Annotated in this window: 11 protein-coding genes; 2 read left to right on the top strand and 9 right to left on the bottom strand. The window is 63.8% G+C overall.

The window, feature by feature from the left end; translation table 11 throughout:
* The first annotated feature begins 50 nt into the window (after positions 1-50).
* Positions 51-1,814: a putative bifunctional diguanylate cyclase/phosphodiesterase gene (locus tag ACX80G_RS08465; protein ID WP_459307202.1), complete on the top strand. Its 1,764-nt coding sequence runs from the start codon at positions 51-53 to the stop codon at positions 1,812-1,814.
* Positions 1,815-2,029: 215 nt separating this feature from the next.
* Here ACX80G_RS08465 and ACX80G_RS08460 read toward each other — a convergent pair whose 3' ends face one another.
* The 6 genes from ACX80G_RS08460 to ACX80G_RS08435 form a co-directional block, all read right to left on the bottom strand.
* Positions 2,030-2,995, bottom strand: coding sequence for an aldo/keto reductase (locus ACX80G_RS08460; protein ID WP_459307201.1), 966 nt, complete (start codon positions 2,993-2,995; stop codon positions 2,030-2,032).
* A 71-nt stretch (positions 2,996-3,066) separates the two neighbouring features.
* Positions 3,067-3,483 carry a nucleoside-diphosphate kinase gene (gene ndk, locus ACX80G_RS08455; protein WP_459307200.1) on the bottom strand — a complete coding sequence of 139 codons (417 nt, stop codon included), beginning with the start codon at positions 3,481-3,483 and terminating at the stop codon, positions 3,067-3,069.
* 41 nt (positions 3,484-3,524) lie between these two features.
* Complete coding sequence (locus ACX80G_RS08450) at positions 3,525-3,998, bottom strand: DUF4233 domain-containing protein (protein ID WP_459307199.1); 474 nt, start codon at positions 3,996-3,998, stop codon at positions 3,525-3,527.
* A gap of 12 nt (positions 3,999-4,010) precedes the next feature.
* Positions 4,011-5,405, bottom strand: coding sequence for a bifunctional folylpolyglutamate synthase/dihydrofolate synthase (locus tag ACX80G_RS08445; protein WP_459307198.1), 1,395 nt, complete (start codon positions 5,403-5,405; stop codon positions 4,011-4,013).
* On the bottom strand, positions 5,402-8,767 hold the full coding sequence (gene ileS / locus ACX80G_RS08440) for an isoleucine--tRNA ligase (RefSeq protein ID WP_459307197.1): 3,366 nt from the start codon (positions 8,765-8,767) through the stop codon (positions 5,402-5,404). The genes ACX80G_RS08445 and ileS overlap by 4 nt, the downstream gene beginning before the upstream one ends.
* 316 nt (positions 8,768-9,083) lie before the next feature.
* A complete protein-coding gene (locus tag ACX80G_RS08435) occupies positions 9,084-9,854 on the bottom strand; it encodes an SDR family oxidoreductase (RefSeq protein ID WP_459307196.1) in 771 nt (256 codons plus the stop codon).
* A 30-nt stretch (positions 9,855-9,884) separates the two neighbouring features.
* Here ACX80G_RS08435 and valS point away from each other — a divergent pair, with 30 nt between their 5' ends.
* Complete coding sequence (gene valS, locus ACX80G_RS08430) at positions 9,885-12,503, top strand: valine--tRNA ligase (RefSeq protein ID WP_459307195.1); 2,619 nt, start codon at positions 9,885-9,887, stop codon at positions 12,501-12,503.
* A gap of 517 nt (positions 12,504-13,020) precedes the next feature.
* Here valS and ACX80G_RS08425 read toward each other — a convergent pair.
* From ACX80G_RS08425 to ACX80G_RS08415, 3 genes are read right to left on the bottom strand one after another with little or no spacing between them, the layout of a single operon-like run.
* Positions 13,021-13,407 carry a hypothetical protein gene (locus ACX80G_RS08425; protein WP_459307194.1) on the bottom strand — a complete coding sequence of 129 codons (387 nt, stop codon included), beginning with the start codon at positions 13,405-13,407 and terminating at the stop codon, positions 13,021-13,023.
* Between the two features lie 4 nt (positions 13,408-13,411).
* The gene (gene ykgO / locus ACX80G_RS08420) at positions 13,412-13,534 is read right to left on the bottom strand and encodes a type B 50S ribosomal protein L36 (RefSeq protein WP_459307193.1); all 123 of its coding nucleotides are present in this window, start codon (positions 13,532-13,534) and stop codon (positions 13,412-13,414) included.
* Positions 13,535-13,551: 17 nt separating this feature from the next.
* The gene (locus ACX80G_RS08415) at positions 13,552-14,610 is read right to left on the bottom strand and encodes a GTP-binding protein (RefSeq protein ID WP_459307192.1); all 1,059 of its coding nucleotides are present in this window, start codon (positions 14,608-14,610) and stop codon (positions 13,552-13,554) included.
* Positions 14,611-14,734: the final 124 nt, after the last annotated feature.

Raw genomic sequence — 14,734 nt, 5'->3', positions numbered from 1 at the left:
ACTTCTTGAGTGTTCAGGTTCCGTTTGCTTTCGACTGATACCAAGGACAGGTGAACCCTGCAGCCAGTCTTCCTCCCAATGCACCTCACCTGACTCCGACCACGCTGGGTGATCTGGGTTTCGAAGCTTTAGTGCTACCGGGCAGCACTCCCTCAAGTGAAATTGAGGCCGCGTTTCGATCCGACCGGGGGCTTCGCGCCGTCGTCGTGGACGTCGAGGGCAATCAGTTTGTCCTGACCCGAGACCAGGTTGATGATCAGATGACCGGGCGGCTTGGATTTGGGCGGGCCCTGAACACACGAGCGACGGCAGCAGCATTGCTTCCCCGAGCATCCTTCAGCCTTCCTCCCTCACTGGATCTTCGTGCTGCCGCGGCCGCGTTGCTGGAGCGGCCAGAGGAGTACCGGTACCACGATCTGCTGGTTACTGCCACGGTTCCGCGCATCGTCCCAGTGTCGGAGGTCTTTGAGGCGCTTTCCCACGTCTTTCGGCATGCCGCCCACCACGATCCGTTGACAGGTCTCGCGAACAGGTTATGCCTTGACGAACTCGGGCCGACCCTTCTCACCGGACATGACCCACTCAGGATCGCGGCGCTCTATGTCGACCTGGATGACTTTAAGGTCGTTAACGACACCTTCGGGCACCGGGCCGGAGACAGCGTGCTCGCCGCATTCGCCGGCAGGCTCCAGGCGTCCACCACGCCCTCGGCCACGGTTGTCCGACTAGGCGGGGACGAATTCGCGGTGCTGCTACAGGACGTCGGTGAGATCGAGGCGCGCGACGTCGCACACCGGATTCTGCAGTCCTTTAGCGCCCCCTTCAGCTACGACGGACACGACCTCCGCCTGTCCGCTACGGTCGGGCTGGCCATGGGAAGCGACGCTGACGGGCTAGACCCTGAAACACGCCTCGAGTACCTCCTCCGTCATGCGGACACGGCGATGCTTCAAGCCAAACGTGAAGGTAAACGCCAACTGGGTCGAATCGATCCCTCGCAGCCTGCCACCCGTTTCGCACGCCAAGCCCTCATTCGTCGTCGTCTGCCACACGCCTTGAATAACAAAGAGTTCAGTCTCCATTACCAGCCGCTAATGGATGTTCTGACCGGTTCATGTCACGCCGTCGAGGCACTACTTCGCTGGAGAGACCCCGACCTCTGCGCTGTCTCACCCGACCAGTTCATCCCCATCGCCGAACACACAGGCGAGATTCACGCGATAGGCCGGTGGGTCATCGATCAGGCCTGCGCCCAGGCCCGGCTCTGGGCGGACAGCGGCACACCGCGAGCGATTTCCGTCAACGTTTTACCACTGCAGTTGGCCGCTGGCAGCCTGATCACCGATCTCAACGAATCGGTGCGGCGGCATGGGATTCCACCAACACTGCTGAACATCGAAATCACTGAAAGTGCCCCCATCGCCGACATCCCCTCCGCGGCCGCACAACTGCGGACACTGATCGATTCCGGCATTGGGGTGGCACTGGACGACTACGGAACCGCCTACTCTTCCCTCGCCCTGCTGCGGGAACTTCCCCTGACCGGACTAAAGCTGGACAAGTCCCTGATTGACACCATCGATACGGATCCCATCTCTGCAATTCTCGTGGCAGGCGTCATCACCCCCGCCAGGGCCATTGGCCTGAGAACGACGGCGGAAGGTGTGGAACGGGAGGCGCAACTGGATGTCCTGAGAGAACTCGGATGCGACACGGCCCAGGGCTATCTCATTTCGCGGCCGTTACCTGCGGCCGACCTCGACGCCGTGGGGCACTTCGGGGGTTCCTTCCACGTGCTGACCCGAAGCGCTTGATCATTCCTGTCTTGTCCGTTTGAGTAGCCACTCAGCTATGGGGGCGCTTTGAACGACCGCTCGGGAGAATGGTCTGCGGTAGCTGGATACGAGACGGCACCATTCCACTCGGATTTCACCCGATGGACCCGGTCGCCGTCGTTGACGAGGGAAAAGCTAACGAGGACTGTGGCTCGGAAGAGAAGCGTTCCGGGCGCCTGTACTCGACCGGAACTCTAGCCCGCTGTCCGGGGGAAGATTCGGTCGAGTTCCTGGAGCTCCGTTTCGGAGGGCACCCAGCACACCGCGTCGGCGTTCTGCTGGACCTGTTCCGGCTTGGTAGCCCCCGCAATCACCGATGCCACCGACGGTTGGGCCGCCAACCAGGAGAACGCCACCTGCAGTTCGGTCAGGTCGCGGGCCCGGGCGAACGCACGGAAATCGGCCAGCTGGTTCCAGTCGGCACCGTCAAGCAGGTTGGTGCGGGAATGGGTGAGCCTGCTACCCGCAGGAACCTTCGAGGCGGTGTATTTGCCGGTCAGCAGCCCGTTGGCTAACGGGAAGAAGGGCAACACACCGATCCCGTAGGCTTCGGCGGCGGGAACTACTTCGGCTTCGATCTTGCGTTCCAGCAGGTTCCAGTGGTTTTGGGCGGAGATAAACGGCGTGTACCGGCCGAGCTGGGCGACAAACTCTGCCTCGGCGATCTGCCAGCCAGCACGGTTTGAGTGCCCGATGTACCTGACCTTGCCACTCTGGACCAGTGCATCAAGAGCGGACAGCGTCTCGTCGATCGGTGTCAGGGGGTCGGGCGCATGGAACTGGTACAGGTCGATCCAGTCGGTGCCCAGGCGCCGCAACGAGGCCTCGACGGCCTTCATGATGTAGCGGCGTGACCCGCGGGCTCCCCAGTCGGGCCCGTTAGCGCCCTTAAGATCAAGCCCGAACTTGGTGGCGACCAGCACGTCGTCGCGGTTCTTGACCAAGGCCTTGCCCAGCATCTCCTCGCTCAGGCCGGGAGTCTTACCGTAGGAGTCCGCCACATCGAAGAAATTGATCCCGGCGTCGACGGCCGCGTTGATCACCGCGTTGGTGCCACGCTGGGTTTCCGTTGGCGTCCCTGAGCGGCCCAGGTTGTTGCACCCAAGCCCTACCACTGAAACGTTCAGGCCGGAGTTACCAAGTCTGCGATATTCGGTCATGGCACTACGCTACAACATCCGTTACCCGAGGCACCTTTCGATGCCCGGGGTAACGGTACGTCGCTGGGGAATCAGGAGAACCAGATTCCCATTTCGCGCTGGGCCGACTCGGCGGAGTCGGACCCGTGGACCAGGTTCTGCTGTACCTTCAGGCCCCAGTCCCGGCCGAGATCCCCGCGGATGGTGCCGGGTGCGGCAGCAGTTGGTTCGGTCGCGCCGGCAAGGGAGCGGAAGCCTTCGATGACCCGTTCGCCTTCGAAGATGGCAGCGACAATCGGCCCGCTGAGCATGAACTCAACAAGTGGTTCGAAGAAGGGCTTGCCGAGATGCTCGGCGTAATGCTCTTCAAGGACCTCACGGGTGGCGGACACCAGCTTCAGGTCCACGAGGGTGTACCCCTTGGCTTCCACCCGGGACAGGATGGTCCCGGTCAGTGCGCGGGACACGCCGTCGGGCTTGATCAGTACAAGAGTGCGTTCAGCGCTCACAGAAGTCCTCCAAAGTGTTGGGTATGGCCAGTGGAACTCTACTAAAGATTAGCCCCGGGCTCTGACCCGCCCTCGGGGTTGGCCCGTTCCCATTCGGCTTGTTGGCGGTCCCGCTCAACGTTCTCGGCATCGAGTCGCCTGCCGGTCCGGATCCCATACAGCCAGGTGAGGGCGAACAGCACACCGATCAGGAACATGGTGGGCTCAATAAACCCGGTGGCAATGATCAGCAGCTGAAGTGCCCAGCCGATCGCAATACCGTAGGGCTTGGTGAGGAAGGCGCACGCACCCACGAGCGCCAACGCAAGGACGACGCCGACCGCCAGGATCAGTGCGGGTGGAATGGTGTCGCGGAGGAGACCAAAGGCGGCGAGGGTGGCAAACAACACCACGAGGGCCTCCAGGGTGAGAACCACCGAGGCGAAGGTCACCTTAATGGAACGACGCTTCTTCGGCGTTCCGGGCCGCCACTCCCGCTGCGCCTTGGTCATGCGGCGCTTTCGATTGTGCTCCATAGTCAACCCGCCTTACTTGCCGAGCAGGGTGCGGGCCTCCCCCACCACCGTGATGGAACCGGTGATGAGGATGCCTCCTGCGAGGTCGTTGTTTTCCTCGGCCTTCATGACCGCCCATTCGAGTGCGTCGTCGAGGCGTTCGGCGATGTGGACATGTTCTTCGGCGAATCCTGCCGCCAGGGCATCCTGGAGGAGGTCGGCGGCGGGGATTGCGCGGGGCGAATTCGACTGGGTCAGGCAGATGTCCTCGAGAATTCCGCCCAGCTCCTCGTGCAGCTCCGCCAGGATGGCTCCAGCGTCCTTGTCCTGCAGCACACCCACGACCAGGATGAGCCGGCTGAAATCGAAGGCCTCCTTGACGGCCGCCGCGGCCGCCTTGGCGCCGGCCGCGTTGTGGGCGGCGTCAACGATGATGCTGGGGGCGGTGCGGACCACTTCAACCCGCCCCGGGGAGGTAACGGTCCGCAACCCTTCGCGGACTACCGCCGCGTCCAGTTCCCGGCTGCCACCACCGATGAACGCCTCCACGGCCGCGACCGCGACGGCGGCGTTCTGTGCCTGATGCGCGCCGTGCAGGGGCAGCAGGAGCTCTTCGTACCGGCCCGCGATGCCGTTGATGGACAGGACCTGCCCTCCGACCCCCACTGTCCGGGTTTCGACGCCGAACTCCACTCCTTCGAAACGGAATTCGACGCCGACCTCCCTCGCCCGTTCCAGGAGCACCTGGGCGGCCTCCTGGTGTTGGGCGGCGCTGATCAGGAAGCCACCGGGTTTGATGATGCCCGACTTCTCCAGTGCAATGTCGTATTCGGTGTCGCCGAGGAGCTCAGTGTGGTCCAGCGAGATCGGCGTAACCACCGACACCTGGCCGTCGCCCACGTTGGTGGCGTCGGTGATTCCGCCCAGGCCCACCTCGATGATGGCGACGTCGACGGGTTCGTCGGCGAAGACAGCGAACGCGAGGATGGTGACACTCTCGAAGTAGGTCAGCCGGGGGTCCCCTTCCGCCTCCAGCTCGGCGTCAATGATTTCCAGGAACGGCCTGATCTCATCCCAGATCCTGACGAAGGTTTCGTCGGAGACCGGTTCGCCGTCGATGCTGATGCGCTCGGTGACCCTGCTCAGGTGCGGGCTCGTGTAGCGGCCCGTCCGGAGCTCGTGCGCCCGAAGAATGCTTTCGACCATCCGCGCGGTGGACGTTTTACCGTTGGTACCGGTGAGGTGGATGATCGGGTAGGCCTTGTTCGGTTCACCCAGGATTTCCATGGCCCGGAGCATCGGTGCCATCCGGGGCTCCATCTTGTTCTCCGGTGCACGGCTCAACAGTTCCGCATAGACGCTCTCGACCGAAAACTGGTCGAAAGCTGCTGGTTCTGAGCCCGTCGGCTCGGGGATCTGTTGGCTCATGGGTGCCTCTCTACTGTCACTGTGAACTCGCCGGTTACTGGCTCGCGGTCTGCCGACGCCGCGGCGACGACCCGTAGCTCGTGGGTGAGCGTTTCCGCTTTGATGAGTGCTGCGTTCGACGTCAGGGCGTCGACCAGCTCGGGTGCAGCGCCCAGGGTGGTGATGATCCTGTCGCTGATGTGGAGGTCCGCGTCGCGCCGGGCTTGCTGGATGGCACGGATGGCATCCCGCGCCGAGCCTTCGGCCGCAAGTTCTTCGGTCACCACGGTGTCGAGGACCAGGAAACCGCCGCCCGGCAGGACCGTCACGGCCTTGCCGGCGTTGTCGCCGTCGTCGGCAACAACGGTCTCGAGCATGTATTCGTGGGATTCCAGCGACAACCCTCCCGCAGTCACGGCACCGTCCGCGGAGACCGACCAGTCGCCGGACTTGGCGGCCTTGATCGCTGCCTGCACGTTCTTGCCGAGGCGCGGTCCTGCCGCGCGGGCGTTCACCACCAGCTGCTGCACGATCCCGAATTCCTCGGGCGACGCGTCCTTCGCATCGAGCAGCCGAACGGTCTTGATGTTCAGCTCATCAGCGATGATCCCCTGGTATTGGCCCAACAGGTCACCGGCCGACGGCGCTACGACCGTCAGGTTGGACAGCGGCAGCCGGACCCGGAGATTCGCTGCCTTGCGCAGGCTGGACCCGGTGGAGCAGATCTGGCGGGTGCGCTCCATATGTTCGACAAGCTCCGGAGCGTCAGGGAACGCTGTTGCCTCGGGCCAGTCCGTCAGGTGCACCGAGCGACCGCCGGTGAGTCCACGCCAGATCTCCTCGGTGACCAGCGGCAGCAGCGGGGCCGCGGCACGGCACACGGCTTCGAGGCACGTGTAGAGCACGTCGAACGCATCGGTGTCCTCGTCGAAGAACCGCTGCCGGCTGCGCCGCACGTACCAGTTGGTCAGGGTGTCCAGGTAGCGGCGCAGCGCCTCGCAGGCGTCGCTAATGTTGAACTCATCCAGCGCTGCGGTGGTATCCCGCACCAGGTTTCCGGTGTAGGCGAGGATGTAGCGGTCCAGTGGCTCGGCGAGGCGCTCAGCCTGTTCCGGGCTCACCGGTTTCGCCTCGTACCCGGCGCCGCTGGCAGCGGCGTTCGTGTACAGGCTGAAGAAGTGCCAGACGTTCCATAGCGGCAGGATAACCTGCCGCACACCGTCGCGGATGCCCTGCTCGGTGACGATCAGGTTGCCGCCGCGCAGCACGGGGGACGACATCAGGAACCAGCGCATGGCGTCAGCGCCGTCGCGGTCCAGGACCTCGGTGACGTCCGGGTAGTTGCCCAGGCTCTTGGATGCCTTCTGCCCGTCGTTGCCGAGGACGATGCCGTGGCTGATGACGTTGCGGAACGCGGGTCGGTCGAACAGGGCGGTGGACAGCACGTGCAGCATGTAGAACCAGCCGCGGGTCTGGCCGATGTACTCGACGATGAAGTCAGCCGGGTTGTGCGACTCAAACCATTCCTGGTTCTCCATCGGGTAGTGCACCTGGGCGAAGGGCATGGACCCGGAATCGAACCAGACGTCCAGCACGTCCTCCACACGGCGCATGGTGGACTGACCCTCCTCGGGGGACCGTGGGTCGTCAGGATTGGGACGGGTCAGCTCATCGATGAACGGACGGTGCAGGTCGGGCTCCCCCGCCTTGTTCAACGGCAGCCGGCCGAAGTCCGCCTGGATCTCGGCGAGCGAGCCGTAGACGTCGGTGCGCGGATAGGTGGGGTCGTCGGACTGCCAGACCGGGATGGGGCTGCCCCAGTACCGGTTGCGGCTGATTGACCAGTCCCGGGCATTGGCCAACCACTTACCGAACTGTCCGTCCTTCACGTTCTCCGGGATCCAGTTGATGCCCTGGTTCAGGTCCACCATCCGGGCCTTGATCTTGGTGACCTCAACAAACCAGGAGGACACGGCACGGTAGATCAGTGGGTTACGGCACCGCCAACAGTGTGGGTAGCTGTGCAAGTAGCTGGCCTGGCGCACCAGCCGGCCGCCGTCCTTCAGTACCCGGGTGATGGTCTTGTTGGCGTCGAAGACCTGCAGTCCCACAATGTCAGCGAGTGGCCCGTGCCCGTACATCGGGAGGAAGCGGGCTCCTTCGTCCACGGAGAGGATGACCTGGATGCCAGCCTCCTCACAGATTTTCTGGTCCTCCTCGCCGTAGGCCGGTGACTGGTGCACGATGCCTGTTCCGTCGGTGGTCGTGACGTAGTCGGCCACGAGGAAGCGGAACGCGTTTCGGTAGCCGCCCTGCTCCGGGTCGGTGAGGTAGTCCCACAGTGGTTCGTAGCCCAGATCGGCCAGGTCGGCGCCCTGCAGGGTGCGCTCGACGACGGCAGTAGCCTCTTTCGCGGAAGCGTGGCCCAGGTCCTTCGCATAGTTGCCCAGGAGGTCGGCAGCGATCAGGAAGCGCCGCTCGTCGCCGGCCAGCGCCGGTCCGGCGGGAACCACTGCATAGGTGATGTCCGGCCCGACGGCGAGGGCCGCGTTGGTGGGCAGGGTCCAGGGTGTGGTGGTCCACGCGAGTGCATGGACTCCGGCGAGCTCCTGGGACAGCGCCGAGCTGCCGCCAAGGAGAGGGAACGTGACGGTGACCGTCTGGTCCTGGCGGTCCTGGTAGACGTCGTCGTCCATCCGCAACTCATGGTTGGACAGCGGCGTCTCGTCCTTCCAGCAATACGGCAGCACGCGGTAGCCGTTGTAGGTGAGGCCTTTGTCGTACAGGTTCTTGAAGGCCCAGATGACCGACTCCATGTAGTCGATGTTGAGGGTCTTGTAGTCGTTGTCGAAGTCCACCCAGCGGGCCTGGCGGGTGACATAGTCCTGCCATTCGCCGGCGTACTTCATCACTGAGGAACGGCAGGCATCGTTGAATTTGTCGATGCCCATGGCTTCGATCTGCGCCTTGTCGCTCATGCCCAGCTGCTTCATGGCTTCCAGCTCGGCCGGCAGACCGTGGGTGTCCCAGCCGAAACGGCGTTCCACCCGGTGGCCGCGCTGGGTTTGGTAACGGCCCACCAGGTCCTTGGCGTAGCCGGTCAGGAGGTGACCGTAGTGGGGCAGCCCGTTGGCGAACGGCGGGCCGTCGTAGAAGACGAACTCGTTTGAGCCATTCTCGCCGGCGGGCAGATCGGCGTGGCGCTGGTCGATCGACGCCTGGAAAGTGCCATCAGCGTCCCAGTACTTGAGGATGCGTTCCTCGATCTCAGGAAACCTCGGCGACGCCGAGGACGAACTCAGCGACGCTGAGGAGGAAACGGAAGCGCCAGTGGCGCTGTCAAGGCTGGTGGCCTTGGGGTAGATCTGTGGCATGTTGTTCATCCTGTAGGCAAGGTGTGGTTCATTACCTGCGAGGACGTGTCCAGACAGCCGGGTCAGCCTGCAACCCCGCGTTGGACCCGCGGTACCACCTCACTTGCCGCCAGCGAGAGGAAATCCTCCCGCGGCTGCCACTTCGTGACCGCTGTGACGGGCTTACCCGTCCGGTTCTACTGCCCCGCTGTCCGCCTGATTTGTGATCCGTCTGGCGCACGGCGAAGATTCTTCCGGAAGCTCACCGGTGATGGCCGGGTCGAAGCTGTTGCTATCAGTCTAGCGGAAACTAACCGCCACGCGCCGGCCTCTGGTACACCCCGGCCTACTGTTTCCGGATCACCTTGTGGGCTGCGGCCTGCGCCAACGGGCGGACGACAATCTCATCGAGGTTCACATGGTGGGGCACCGTCACCGCATAGGCGACGATGCCAGCGACGTCCTCGCTGGTGAGGGGCTTTTCGACGCCGTCGTACACCTTCGACGCGGCATCTGCGCTGCCCAGCCGGTTCAACGAGAACTCCTCGGTGTGCACCATGCCGGGCAGCACCTCGACGACGCGGACGCCATGCTCTGCTTCCTCGAGCCGGAGCGCCTGGGTCATGGCACGCTGCGCAGCCTTCGCCGCGTTGTACCCGGCGCCACCCTCATAGGAGACCATGCCGGCGGTGGAGGTGAGGTTCAGGACGGTGCCACCCTCGGCCTGGTCCCGGAGCATGGGCAGGAAAGCCCTGGTCATTTTCATGGTGCCGACCACATTCGCCTGATACATCCAGTCCCAGTCGGCGGTCTTCGCCTCGACCATCCGGTCCGCGCCGCGCGCTCCCCCGGCAATGTTGATCAGGGAGTCGGCGCCCCCGGCGTCGGCGACGACGGCGAGCAGCCGCTCGACGTCGTCGTCCTCGGTGATATCGGTGGGCACAGCGATGGCCCCGGTCTCGGCCGCCAGCTCCTCAAGGCGGTCGGCTCGACGGGCGACGGCGAAGACCCGCCAGCCCTGGGCGGCGAGGAGGCGGACCGTAGCCTGCCCAATCCCGGTGCTCGCTCCGGTGACAACTGCTGCTCGCTGGGTTGGCGTCATCTGGGTGGAAGTCATGGATCCAACTTATCGTGAAACACTTGACCCATGGCTGAACACACTCCGGGCACAGACACGCCCGCAACAGTAAATGTCCCTGACAAACCGGTTCTTGAGGGTCTTGAGTCCCGGCTCGCCGCGCAGTGGCGGGCGGAAGGCACCTACACCTTTGATCCCGAGACCTCCCGGGCGGAGGTGTACTCGATTGACACTCCCCCGCCCACGGCATCGGGTTCGCTGCACGTGGGCCACATGTTCTCCTACACGCAGACCGACGTCGTCGCCCGGTACCAGCGGATGCGCGGCAAGAACGTGTTCTATCCGATGGGGTGGGATGACAACGGCCTGCCGACCGAGCGCCGGGTCCAGAACTACTACGGGGTGCGCTGCGATCCGTCGGTCGCCTACGACGCCAGCTATACGCCTCCCGCCGAGCCACCCAAAAATCAGCGCGACTTCGACGCCGTGTCCCGCCGGAACTTCATCGAGCTCTGCGAGGAGCTCGCGGTCCAGGATGAGCTGGTCTTCGAGAACCTGTTCAGCACCCTCGGCCTCTCCGTGGACTGGAACCTGACCTACCGCACCATCGATGACACCTCGCGGGCCGTCAGCCAGCGTGCGTTCCTGGACAACCTCGCCGCTGGCGACGCCTACCTCGCGGAGGCTCCCACCCTGTGGGACGTCACCTTCCGCACCGCGGTGGCCCAGGCGGAACTCGAAGATCGGGAGCAGGCGGGCGCCTACCATCGGATCGCGTTCCACACCCCCGGCGGGGAAAAGATCTTCATTGAGTCGACCCGCCCCGAGTTGTTACCCGCCTGCGTGGCGTTGGTGGCCAATCCCGACGACGACCGGTACAAACACCTGTTCGGCACCACTGTCACATCGCCGCTGTTCGACGTCGAAGTGGAGATCAAGGCGCACGCACTGGCGAAGCCCGACAAGGGCACCGGCATTGCGATGATCTGCACGTTCGGTGACCTCACCGACGTCATCTGGTGGCGCGAACTGCAGCTGCCAACCCGCGCCATCGTGGGCCGCGACGGCCGGATCCGGTCGGAGACCCCCGAATGGATCAACACTGCCAAAGCGCAGGAAAACTACTCGGCGATTGCTGGGAAGACCGTGTTCAGCGCCAAAGAGGGCGTCGTTGCCCTGCTGCGTGCCAGCGGCGAGCTGGAGGGCGAGCCAAAAAAGGTGATCCACCCGGTCAACTTCTACGAGAAGGGCGACAAGCCGCTCGAGGTGGTGACCAGCCGCCAATGGTACCTTCGCAACGGTGGACGTGACGAGGCCAAGCGGGAGAAACTGATCCAGCGGGGCCGGGAAATCGAGTTCCACCCAGGGTTCATGCGCTCACGCTACGAGAACTGGATCGAAGGACTCAACGGCGACTGGCTGGTCTCCCGCCAGCGCTTCTTCGGTGTGCCGATCCCAGTCTGGTACCACCTCGACGCCGACGGCGAACCCGAGTACGAGACCCCAATCGTTCCCACCCACGATGCACTTCCCGTGGACCCGGCGGCCGAGCCAGCACCGGGGTTCGAGGAGAGCTCACGCAACCAGCCGGGCGGTTTCGTCGGCGAAAACGACGTCCTGGATACCTGGGCCACCTCATCCCTGACCCCCCAGATCGTGGGCGGTTGGCCGAAGAACCCCGATCTGTTTGCCAAGGTTTTTCCGTTCGATCTCCGCCCACAGGGTCACGACATCATCAGGACCTGGCTGTTTTCGAGCGCCGTCCGTGCCGACGCGCTGCAGGATTCGGCACCGTGGCGCCATGCCGCGTTGTCGGGCTGGATCCTTGACCCGGACCGCAAGAAGATGTCCAAGTCCAAGGGCAACGTGGTGGTCCCTACCGACGTGCTTGAGGAGTTCGGGGCCGACGCCGTCAGGTACTGGGCCGCCTCGGCGAAGCTGGGCGCGGATACCGCGTACGAAATTGCCCAGATGAAGATCGGGCGCCGGCTGGCCATCAAGCTGCTCAATGCGTCCAAGTTCGTGCTGAACCTGGGTGCCACCGAGCACACGGTCCTCACCGATGACACGTCGGTGGTCACCAATCAGCTGGACCTGTCCCTACTGGCCCAGCTGGCGCAGGTCATCGACGCGTCGACTGCCGCGTTTGAGAAGTACGACTACGCCAAGGCTCTGCAGCTCAGCGAGTCGTTCTTCTGGTCCTTCACCGACGACTATGTCGAGCTCATCAAGGATCGCGCCTACGGTGCGGCGGGCGAGGCCGAGCAGGCCTCAGTACTCGCTACTCTGGCGACCACACTTGACGCCCTACTGCGGATGTTTGCGCCGTTCCTGCCGTTCGCCACCGAGGAAGTGTGGAGCTGGTGGCGCAGCGGATCGGTGCACCGGACCGAATGGCCCACCGCCGGTCATCTTACCGACACCATCCGCACGGCCGACACCGGCGTTCTCGGCACCGTGGCTCTCGCACTCGGCGGCATCCGCCGGTCTAAATCCGAAGCCAAGGTCAAGCAGCGCACCGAGGTGCTCAGCGCCGTCGTCAACGGATCGGCGGCTCAGCTGCGCCAGCTCAACGCCGGGCTGAATGATCTCCTCGCCGCAGGCAACGTGCGTGAGCTACGTCTGGCGGAGGCCGAAGGCGAACTGTCAGTCTTCGAGGTGGAACTGGCACCCGTCGAGGCCGTGTAGCCCGGCCCGCCCCGGATTAGACGCGAGAGGCCCCGCAGACCGATCCGGTTTGCGGGGCCCCGATGCGTGCTCGCCTAATTGCACCGGTCTCCGGTGATGCTCAGCTAACCTGCCGAGGCTTCGCTGCGGGTAGAAGCGGACCAGCTGGAACGTGTGCGGAAGGCTCACAATTGGGAGACCGTGAAAAACTATTTTGGTCCGGCGGGACCTTGGTGGCCGTCGTCGTCAGTGATCGTCCCGGTCACCCGGCAGCGGAAAAGACCGATAGCACCGGTCTCCGGATCTTCGGAGGCAAACGCCATCTAAACCTGGCGACCGTTAGCAGCTCGGGGCGGGACGCCGTCTACGCATTGACCGACGATCATGGCGCGCACCATCGATGACGCGATCGCTCACACGGTCGAAGCGTCACCGACACTAGGTCATAGCCACTAACGCAGTGGGCAGCACCCCGCTAAGGAATACCGGAGAGCAGCCAGCGCGCACCATCCATGAGCACGGACACGGGCTACCCGGATCAGGCTTGGTCGGGTGCCAAGCGGACGGGGGCCCCAGTGCCGAGTACCGCCTCGGCGAGCTCCTCGGGTAGTGCACTGGACCGCCCTTGTGGGCTCCAGCCCTCAACCCAGGCGCCCAGGGCTTGAAGATGCCCAGGGCTTTCGAGCCCGCCCAACCAGACCGACGGGCCCGTTCGACTACTCTTCGAAGCACGGATGGCGACGGCCGCGACGGCACCATTCGCACATTGTTGTAGACAGGATGCAGAAATCAGCACGCCGCCGGATGACCGCGCGACGGCCGCGGCGAGCCCGCCGTCGTCGTTGGCTTTGATGAGCGCAGCGCACCGGTGACCCACGCAGAGCGCCACGACGATGCCAGCTGTACCCCTAGCACTACTTCCCATCACGTCAGCCTTGGCGTGCCTTCAGCCGCGGGTTCTTCTTGTTGATGACGAACGTTCTGCCCCGGCGGCGGACGATCTGAGCCCCCGGGACTTTTTTCAAAGCGCGGAGGGAATTGCGTACTTTCATGGTTCTCCTTCAGTGGACTAACTCTGTGGTCTATCGGCTGGTTTTGTTCGGTGCGTAGATATGGGGGACCGCAGCTCCTCGTCCGTGACTGCACAGGCTGCCAATAGGCTGGTCACCTCGCACCCGTTGATGTCATCGCCGGTGAGGGCTAGGTGTGTGCCACGGCGCCATTCACCCCGCGGATCGCTGGCCCATGGTCCGCCGTTGCTGAGAGCTATGCGTGGTCCCACGCCGAACACCGCAACTTCGGTGTCCAACAAACCGGCAATCCAGACGCTGCCTCGGACAAAGCAGCAGCCCTCGGAGATGGTACCCAACGCTGACCGAAAGCGATCCGGATGCAGAAGCAGGTCAGTGCGGTATTCGAAGGTGTGGAACGGCCCGGACGGGCTCGGCGTCACTGTGACGGCTCCGGGAAGGCTTCGGACACGTGCCGCGGCATCATCGTGCACACCAAGGTCGGCCGCGGAAGCCCCGAACGCGGGCAGCATCAGCAGATGCGGGGCCAGTTGACCGACAAGCTGGACACCTCTGAGCACCGATTCTTGATCCGATGGCAACAGATCGCTGGTGGTGGTGAGCGCCGTGTCAGCAAAGAGCAACTCCCCCATCAGGAATTCTCCAGGAGCCCTGGCGTCCTCCGGGACAGCCGTGTACCCGGATTCAAACAACGTGTGATGGTCCCACAGTTGGTTCTCCACGTCCTCAGGCTGTGCGGCTAGCGCCACTGAATCCACAGTGAAATCCCCTGGGGCGATTGCATGAATCCCATCAATTGCGTTCTCGGCTGTGGTCCCCGGCGGCAACCCGACTATCGCCCGAGAAGCACCGGCAGCGGCGAGACGTACCAAAACGGGGACCAAATCGAACCGAACCGTGCAGCTTAGGCAACCGTGCTCAAGGACAGTCGACTCTCGTTCCACCGATTGGCCGCCCCGGTGGATGCGACGGGTCACCACTCCATCATCGAGCAGATCCTGCAGAACCACTGGAACTTCTGGAGACAGCTCGGCCAACTCAGATGCAGCGCTATTGCGACTCAGGGCGTCAAGCGACGTGATGATGATCAGGTGCATTCCACAAGAATATGAGAATCGTTCTCAAATAGGAAGTTGAGGATTATCTTGGCTATCGCCAGTCGGACGTCGCAACGGACTACTCACCGCAGACGAGGGAGCATCGTGCGATGTCATGTGCCTG

It is taken from the genome of Arthrobacter glycogeni (assembly GCF_054510815.1).
This window is presented reverse-complemented; position numbering and strand designations above follow the sequence as displayed.